Origin of the sequence: uncultured Novosphingobium sp. (assembly GCF_964277725.1) — a bacterium.
Taxonomy (GTDB): Bacteria; Pseudomonadota; Alphaproteobacteria; order Sphingomonadales; family Sphingomonadaceae; genus Novosphingobium; species Novosphingobium fluoreni.
On record NZ_CAXYKL010000158.1, the window covers coordinates 1 to 6,759 of the forward strand.

Consider the following 6,759-nt stretch of genomic DNA (forward strand, 5'->3'; position numbering starts at 1 on the left):
GGCACCAACGGCACTTCTCCGTTCGGCCATTCCGGCTACAACCCGGAAGGCATCCGCATCGGCGGCCAGAGCAAGAACAGGCGCGCGATCAAGGTCTGGGAGAAGCGCGAATTCGCCAATCTCGACAATACGAAGGAGTTGGGCACCCGTAACATCAAGGTCGCCCTGCGCCGGCTGCGGCGCTTTGCGCGCGAGGGCGCAGCCGAAGAGCTGGACTTGCAAGGGACGATCGACGGCACCGCCAAGCAAGGCTGGCTTGACCTGAAGATGCGGCCCGAACGCCACAACGCGGTGAAAGTGCTGCTTTTCCTGGACGTCGGCGGCTCGATGGATCCGTTTGTCCAGCTTGTGGAAGAATTGTTCAGCGCCGCAACCGGCGAATTCAAGAATATGGAGTTCTTCTACTTCCACAACTGCCTGTACGAAGGCGTCTGGAAGGACAATCGCCGCCGCTGGGCGCAGCGAACCAACACGTGGGATATTCTTCACAAGTACGGCCATGATTACAAAGTCATCTTTGTGGGCGATGCGGCGATGAGCCCTTACGAGATCAGCCATCCCGGCGGGTCGGTAGAGCATATAAATCCGGAGCCGGGCGCCTTGTGGATGCAGCGCGTGATGCAGACTTATCCGGCCACGGTCTGGCTGAACCCCACGGCCGAGAACGAATGGAAATATACGACTTCCACCACCATGATGCGCGAACTGGTGAACGGCGCGATGTATCCGCTGACGCTCGGCGGCCTGGAATCGGCCATGAGGGAACTGACGCGCAAGAAGAGCTGACCCGGCGATCTGCTCCACATTGAGAAGCCTGCCACGGGAAACGGTGGCGACTCGCTCGGCAAGCGCCTAGGGGCTTCGCGCATGGACCGGCAACTGCTCATCATCTGCCTGCTGACGGCTGCGATCAACCTCATCGGTACGCTGGCCTATTCGGCGCGCATCGCCGGGGTGCGCACGCGGCGGATCGCCATGAGCTTCGCGCTGTTCAACATCCTGGTGCTGGTTTCCCGCACATCGAACAGCTTCCTCGGCCCATTCCTTGCAAAGCGGATCGAGAGCCGCCTGGCGTCAGGTGGCGGCGAGGCGCTGCTGGGTGATTTCAGGCTCGTGTTAGCCTCAGCATCGATCGCGGTGTTCCTGGGCATTCTCCTGGTGCCCACCGGGCAGCGCTTGTTCGCGGCGGGGATCAAGCACTTTCAAGTCCATCGCTCCACTGGCCGGCTGGTCATGCGCCTCGCCTCCCCGGCAGGCGTTCGCGCCGTGCGGCAATCGATCAGACTGCCGTCCCCTACGCATTTGCGCGGGTTCACCAAGGACCGGGGCGTGGGTTGGGGCGTGCTGCTGGCGAACTGTTTGGCGCAGGCCCTGATCGTCGTCGGCGTCCTCGCCTCACTCTACGCCGGGTTCCTGAACCCGGAGTACCGGGTTACGGCCTCCCAGCTTTCCGCCGTCGTCAACGGTTTCGCCACGATCCTGTTGTTCGCGCTGATCGACCCGCAATTGTCGGTGATGACCGACGACGTGGTGGAAGGCCGCATCGGTGAAGCGCGCTTTCGTCGCACCATCGTGTGGATATCTATCAGCCGTCTCGTTGGTACTTTGCTGGCACAGGCACTGTTCGTGCCTTCCGCCAATGCGGTGGCTTGGATCGCGAACTACGTCTGATCCGCGCCGATCGGATCAAGCCGTAACGAATCCTCAGTAAAGCAGCAGATCGCGCACTTCTTCGCGCCAGGCGGCTTCATCCCGTGTGGCCAGCCGATCCAGGTCGTCCGGAGCAGCCGCCGCATCGTCCACCCATTCTCGCAAGCCCGGGCCGCCGTTGATCACGTCGATCGCGAGACGGTCGAACTCGTACTCGTAGGGGAAATCCCGCCAGATCGGGTAGTCGGGGTAAAGCCGTCGGATCGCCTTGAAGGCCAGGGCCTGCAATCGCCAGGGCTGGAACGCCAGGTGATCGTAGAACTCACCCTCCGCATGGATCATCAACGCATTGCACAGCGTCTTCTGGTGCTTGTGGAAGGTCGGTTCGAACCAGCATTCCCGCAGGGCGCAGCCGCTCAGCCACGCCGGCGCAATCGCTTGCATCTCGGCGAGGACTGCGCTGGCCGACACATCGGGCGCGCCGAACAGCACTTCGAGCGGGCGGGTCGTGCCGCGCCCTTCGGACAGCGTCGTCCCTTCCAGCATGACGGTGCCGGCATAGGCGCGCGCCATGTTGAGGTTGGCGGCGTTGGGGCTGGGATTGATCCACAGCCGGTCCTGCGGCCAGCCAAAGCCTGGCGCTTCGTTTGGACGCCAGCCGTCCATGCCAATCACGCGGTAATCGACATCCAGGTTGAAGTGCCGGACGAACCAGTTCCCCATCTCACCCAAAGTCAGCCCGTGGCGCATCGGCATCGGCCCGGCGCCGACGAAGCTCTCGAGACCGGAGAGCAAGGTCGTACCCTCGATAGGGCGACCGGCGGGATTGGGGCGATCCAGCACCCACACCGCCTTCCCGGTGCCGGACGCGGCCTCCAGCAGATAGAGCAGCGTCGTGACGAAGGTGTAGATCCGGCACCCCAGGTCCTGCAGGTCGAACAGGAACACGTCTGCGCTGTCCATCATGCGCGCCGAGGGCCTGCGCACTTCGCCATAGAGGCTGAACACCGGAATGCCGTAGATCGGATCGAGGGCATCGGCCGTCTCGACCATGTTGTCCTGCTTGTCCCCCCTGAGCCCGTGCTGAGGGCCAAAGGCGGACGTCACGTTCACACCCGCCGCTATCAGCGCGTCCAGCGAATGCTGCAACGACTGGGTGACGGAGGCGGGGTGCGCAACCAGGGCGACACGGCGGCCTTCCAGCGGTGCCCGCAAGGCCGCATCGGCGAGCAGGCGATCGATCCCGAACTTCATGTCTGGTTCGCTGCCGCAAGCGCGCCGGTGAAGCAAGCCGCATCGTGGAAATCGGGCTTGCCCTCACCATGATCGAATGCCCAGAACGACTTCACGCCGCCCTCCTCCTCGATCACGGCGGTCATGCCATATCGCCAAGGCGCGGGCGGCAGCGCGGCGGCGGGAACGGCGGCGTCGAAGATCGCCAGCGCCTCTCCTTTTCGCATCGTACATGTGGGCTCACGCGGAAACGCTCGTTCGGTCATCCCCTCGCGATAGGCCGAGAAATCGTAGGCGTTCCATCGCTCTGAGGGGGACAGGTTCAGCTCGGTATAGCCGCCCCCTTCCGACGGTTGCACAAACAGTTCGAAGCAGGTCGTCTGCCAAAGACCATCCGCTCGCCCTTTCCCGGCGAATGATGGCACGATCAGCTTCTGCGCCCCCTCGATACGCCAGCGAAGCCGCAGCCAATCTCCATCCCAAGTCAGCCTTGCGGTGATCTCCCGCACGGTCACAGCGGGAAAATCGCGATGGGGTATCAAGCTGTGCGGCTGCACGGTGGCGTCTCCATTTTCCAAAACCAGCCTTTCAGGCCCGGCATGGTGGTTCCACCCCGGCCAAAAATGCTTTACGCGCGCCTCCGCTATGGAAGGCACCGGCATGACGTACAACTCAACCCTGCTCCGCCTGCTCGAAGAGCGTGGCTACATTCACCAGCTGACCGACGCCCAGGGCCTCGACGCGCTGGCGGACAAGCAGGTGGTCCCCGGCTATATCGGCTTCGATCCCACCGCGCCATCGCTGCACGTGGGGCATCTGGTTTCGATCATGATGCTGCGCCAGTTGCAGCGCGCCGGGCATAAGCCGATCGTGGTCATGGGCGGTGGCACCGGCAAAATCGGCGATCCCAGCTTCAAGGACGAAGCGCGCAAGCTGCTGACCGAAGACCTGATCAAGCAGAACGTCGCCTCGATCCGCCGCGTGTTCGAGCGTTTCCTGACGTTCGGGGACGGCCCCAGCGATGCGATCATGGTCGACAATGCGGACTGGCTGGACAAGCTGGAGTACATCCCGTTCTTGCGAGATATCGGCCAGCATTTCTCGATCAACCGGATGCTCAGCTTCGATTCGGTAAAGCTGCGTCTGGATCGGGAGCAGTCGCTCAGCTTCCTGGAATTCAACTACATGATCCTCCAGGCCTATGATTTCCTGGAGCTTTCCCGCCGCGTCGGCTGCCGCCTGCAGATGGGCGGATCGGACCAGTGGGGCAACATCGTCAACGGCGTGGAGCTTTCTCGCCGCGTGGACGGCACGCAGGTGTTCGGACTGACGACGCCGCTCCTCACCAACGCCGACGGCACCAAGATGGGCAAGACGGTGGGCGGCGCGGTCTGGCTCAACGAAGACCAGCTATCCAACTTCAATTACTGGCAATTCTGGCGCAACACCGATGACCGCGATGTCGGCAAGCGCCTGCGTCTGTTCACCGACTTGCCGATGGACGAGATCGTCCGGCTGGAGGCGCTGGAAGGCAACGCGATCAACGAAGCGAAGATCGCCCTCGCCAACGCGGCGACGACGCTCTGTAGGGGCGAGGATGCCGCGCGGGCGGCCGAGGATACCGCCAAGGCCACATTCGCGGGCGGCGGCATCGGCGCGGATTTGCCCACGATCGACCTTCCCGCCGAAGGCATCCGCATCGTCGCCGCCTGCACTGATCTGGGCTTCACTGCCTCAAACGGAGAGGCGAAGCGTAAGATCGCCGAAGGTGCGGTGAAGCTTGACGACGAGGTTGTGACCGATCCCAACCTCCTGATCGTTATCGCGCCGGGGGCGACGCGCAAGCTCAGTCTCGGCCGCAAGAAGCATGGAGTGCTGCGTGCGTAACGGCCTAGGGACTTCTGCTTAAAGCTTTACATGAACAGGATTTAACGCCGCCGCTTCACGGTTTGTTTGCCACTCTCGTGCATGACGTTTTCTGGATCGCAACGTCGAGGATGAGACGAAATGAGTGCTGGCGCGCAACTGACAGTGACCGACAAGCGCCGCGCCGCGCGCCATCCGGCTGATTTCAAGGTCATGGCCGAGCATCGGCGCCTGGGCGATGTCCATATGCACATCGTCAACATCTCGGCGCAGGGTTTCATGGCCCAGGATCTGACCGACATGGAGCGGGGGGAGCGCGTCGTGATGCGCCTGCCGGTGGTAGGGCGCATAGAAGCGCATCTGATCTGGTCACATGAAGGGCGCGCCGGCTTCCAGTTCGAACGGATCATCCGCATCGATGACTTCACCAAACTGGTCGACGCGTTGCAGCCCAACCCCCGGCTACGCCCCAAGCGCTGAGAAAGCAGCTGGTCGCTCGCTAAGTAGAAGCGGCGATTCAAAGTGATCCTGACCGGTACAGATTGGCGAATCGCATCCGGGGTGCCATGGGCCCGACGGTGAGCGATCCCACCACCCCACTCGCCATTCCCGATTTCCGCAGGTTCTGGCTGGCGCGCTTCGCCTCCGTCATCGCCACCAACGGGGTGGTCGTGATCATCGGCTACCAGCTCTACGATGTGGCGCGTGCGGAGTACGCCATGTCGATTTCCGACGCGGCGTTCCAGCTTGGTCTGCTGGGCCTGGCGCAGTTTATCCCGATCCTGCTTCTGACGCCGATCGCGGGAGTCGTCGCGGATCGCTTCGATCGTCGTTATGTCGCCGGCTTTTCGATGTGCATCGATTTGTGCATCGCGCTGGGGCTGGGAACGGTGACGGCTCTGGACATTCGCAGCCTGCCCGTGCTCTTCGGTTTCGCCGCCCTTCACGGTGCGGTCCGCGTGTTCCAGGGTCCGGCCCTGAGCGCCATCGCACCCAACATCGTCCCCGCCGCGCTCATTCCCAAGGCCATCGCCCTTAACTCCATTGCGTGGCAAGCCGGCGCGGTGATCGGCCCGGCAAGCTTCGGGTTCCTGTTCGGCTCCGCCCATGCCCTGCCCTACTGGACATCGACGGTGCTGTTGCTGATCGCCGCCACCAGCCTTCTTTCGATCCGAAGCCTGCCGCCACCGCCGCCAGAAGCTCGGCAGGCGCATCCGTTTCAGCAGATCAAGGGAGGTTTTCAGTTCGTCTGGAACGACCGGTTTCTGCTCGGCTGCATCACGCTGGATCTGTTCGCGGTGATCTTTGGCGGGGCGACAGCGCTCTTTCCCGTCTTCGCGCGTGACGTGCTGCATGTCGGGCCGGAAGGCCTGGGCCAGATGCGCGCCGCTCCCGCCGTCGGAGCCGCGATCGTCGCCCTCACCCTCTCGTTCCGACCGCTGGAGCACAACGTCGGGGTCAAGATGCTGCTGGCCGTCGTCGTCTATGGCGCGGCGACGATCGCCTTCGCCTTTTCGCGGCACTTTCCCACCTCGCTCGGCTTCCTGGTGATTCTGGGCGCGGCGGACATGGTTTCGGTCTTCATCCGAACCTCGCTGATCCAGCTCAATACGCCGGACGACATGCGAGGGCGCGTTTCCGCTACCTCGGGTCTGGCGATTTCAGCTTCCAACGAACTGGGCGAGATGCAGTCCGGCGTCGCCGCCGCGCTGCTGGGAGCGACGGGAGCGGTTGTCTTCGGCGGCGGGGCTGCCATATTCGTCACCGTGTTATGGTCGAAGCTCTTTCCGGAAATCCGCCGCGCCCGAACGTTCGCGCCTCAATACAGACATAGGGATACTGCTCCATGAAGGCCGACAGCATTCTCGATACCATCGGCAACACGCCGCATATCCGCCTCTCGCGCTTGTTCCCGGACCATGAGGTCTGGGTAAAGAACGAGCGCGCGAATCCCGGCGGCTCCATCAAGGACCGCATCGGCCTCGCCATGATCGTCGCGGCGGAAAAGGA

General features: G+C 63.1%; 8 protein-coding genes. 6 read left to right on the forward strand and 2 right to left on the reverse strand.

Annotation, left to right across the window (positions count from 1 at the left end):
• Together ACHWRX_RS09055 and ACHWRX_RS09060 are read left to right on the forward strand one after the other, a co-directional pair.
• On the forward strand, window positions 1–786 hold a 786-nt coding region (locus ACHWRX_RS09055; RefSeq protein ID WP_394658943.1), incomplete at its 5' end, for a VWA domain-containing protein.
• An 81-nt stretch (window positions 787–867) separates the two neighbouring features.
• Window positions 868–1,671: a lipid II flippase Amj family protein gene (locus ACHWRX_RS09060; protein ID WP_058737702.1), complete on the forward strand. Its 804-nt coding sequence runs from the start codon at window positions 868–870 to the stop codon at window positions 1,669–1,671.
• 33 nt (window positions 1,672–1,704) lie between these two features.
• Here ACHWRX_RS09060 and ACHWRX_RS09065 read toward each other — a convergent pair whose 3' ends face one another.
• Both ACHWRX_RS09065 and ACHWRX_RS09070 read right to left on the reverse strand, forming a co-directional pair.
• On the reverse strand, window positions 1,705–2,904 hold the full coding sequence (locus ACHWRX_RS09065) for an exo-beta-N-acetylmuramidase NamZ domain-containing protein (protein ID WP_394658944.1): 1,200 nt from the start codon (window positions 2,902–2,904) through the stop codon (window positions 1,705–1,707).
• Complete coding sequence (locus ACHWRX_RS09070; protein ID WP_394658945.1) at window positions 2,901–3,440, reverse strand: DOMON-like domain-containing protein; 540 nt, start codon at window positions 3,438–3,440, stop codon at window positions 2,901–2,903. The genes ACHWRX_RS09065 and ACHWRX_RS09070 overlap by 4 nt, the downstream gene beginning before the upstream one ends.
• Window positions 3,441–3,543: 103 nt before the next feature.
• On the opposite strand from ACHWRX_RS09070, the gene tyrS reads away from it, so the two are divergent.
• From tyrS to ACHWRX_RS09090, 4 genes are all read left to right on the forward strand, one after another.
• Window positions 3,544–4,770, forward strand: a complete 1,227-nt coding sequence (gene tyrS / locus ACHWRX_RS09075; protein ID WP_394658946.1) for a tyrosine--tRNA ligase — start codon at window positions 3,544–3,546, stop codon at window positions 4,768–4,770.
• Window positions 4,771–4,890: 120 nt separating this feature from the next.
• Complete coding sequence (locus tag ACHWRX_RS09080) at window positions 4,891–5,229, forward strand: PilZ domain-containing protein (protein WP_183617749.1); 339 nt, start codon at window positions 4,891–4,893, stop codon at window positions 5,227–5,229.
• 98 nt (window positions 5,230–5,327) lie between these two features.
• Complete coding sequence (locus ACHWRX_RS09085) at window positions 5,328–6,599, forward strand: MFS transporter (protein ID WP_394658947.1); 1,272 nt, start codon at window positions 5,328–5,330, stop codon at window positions 6,597–6,599.
• A partial coding sequence (locus tag ACHWRX_RS09090) for a pyridoxal-phosphate dependent enzyme (RefSeq protein WP_394658948.1) occupies window positions 6,596–6,759 on the forward strand: 164 nt, incomplete at its 3' end. The genes ACHWRX_RS09085 and ACHWRX_RS09090, both read left to right, overlap by 4 nt.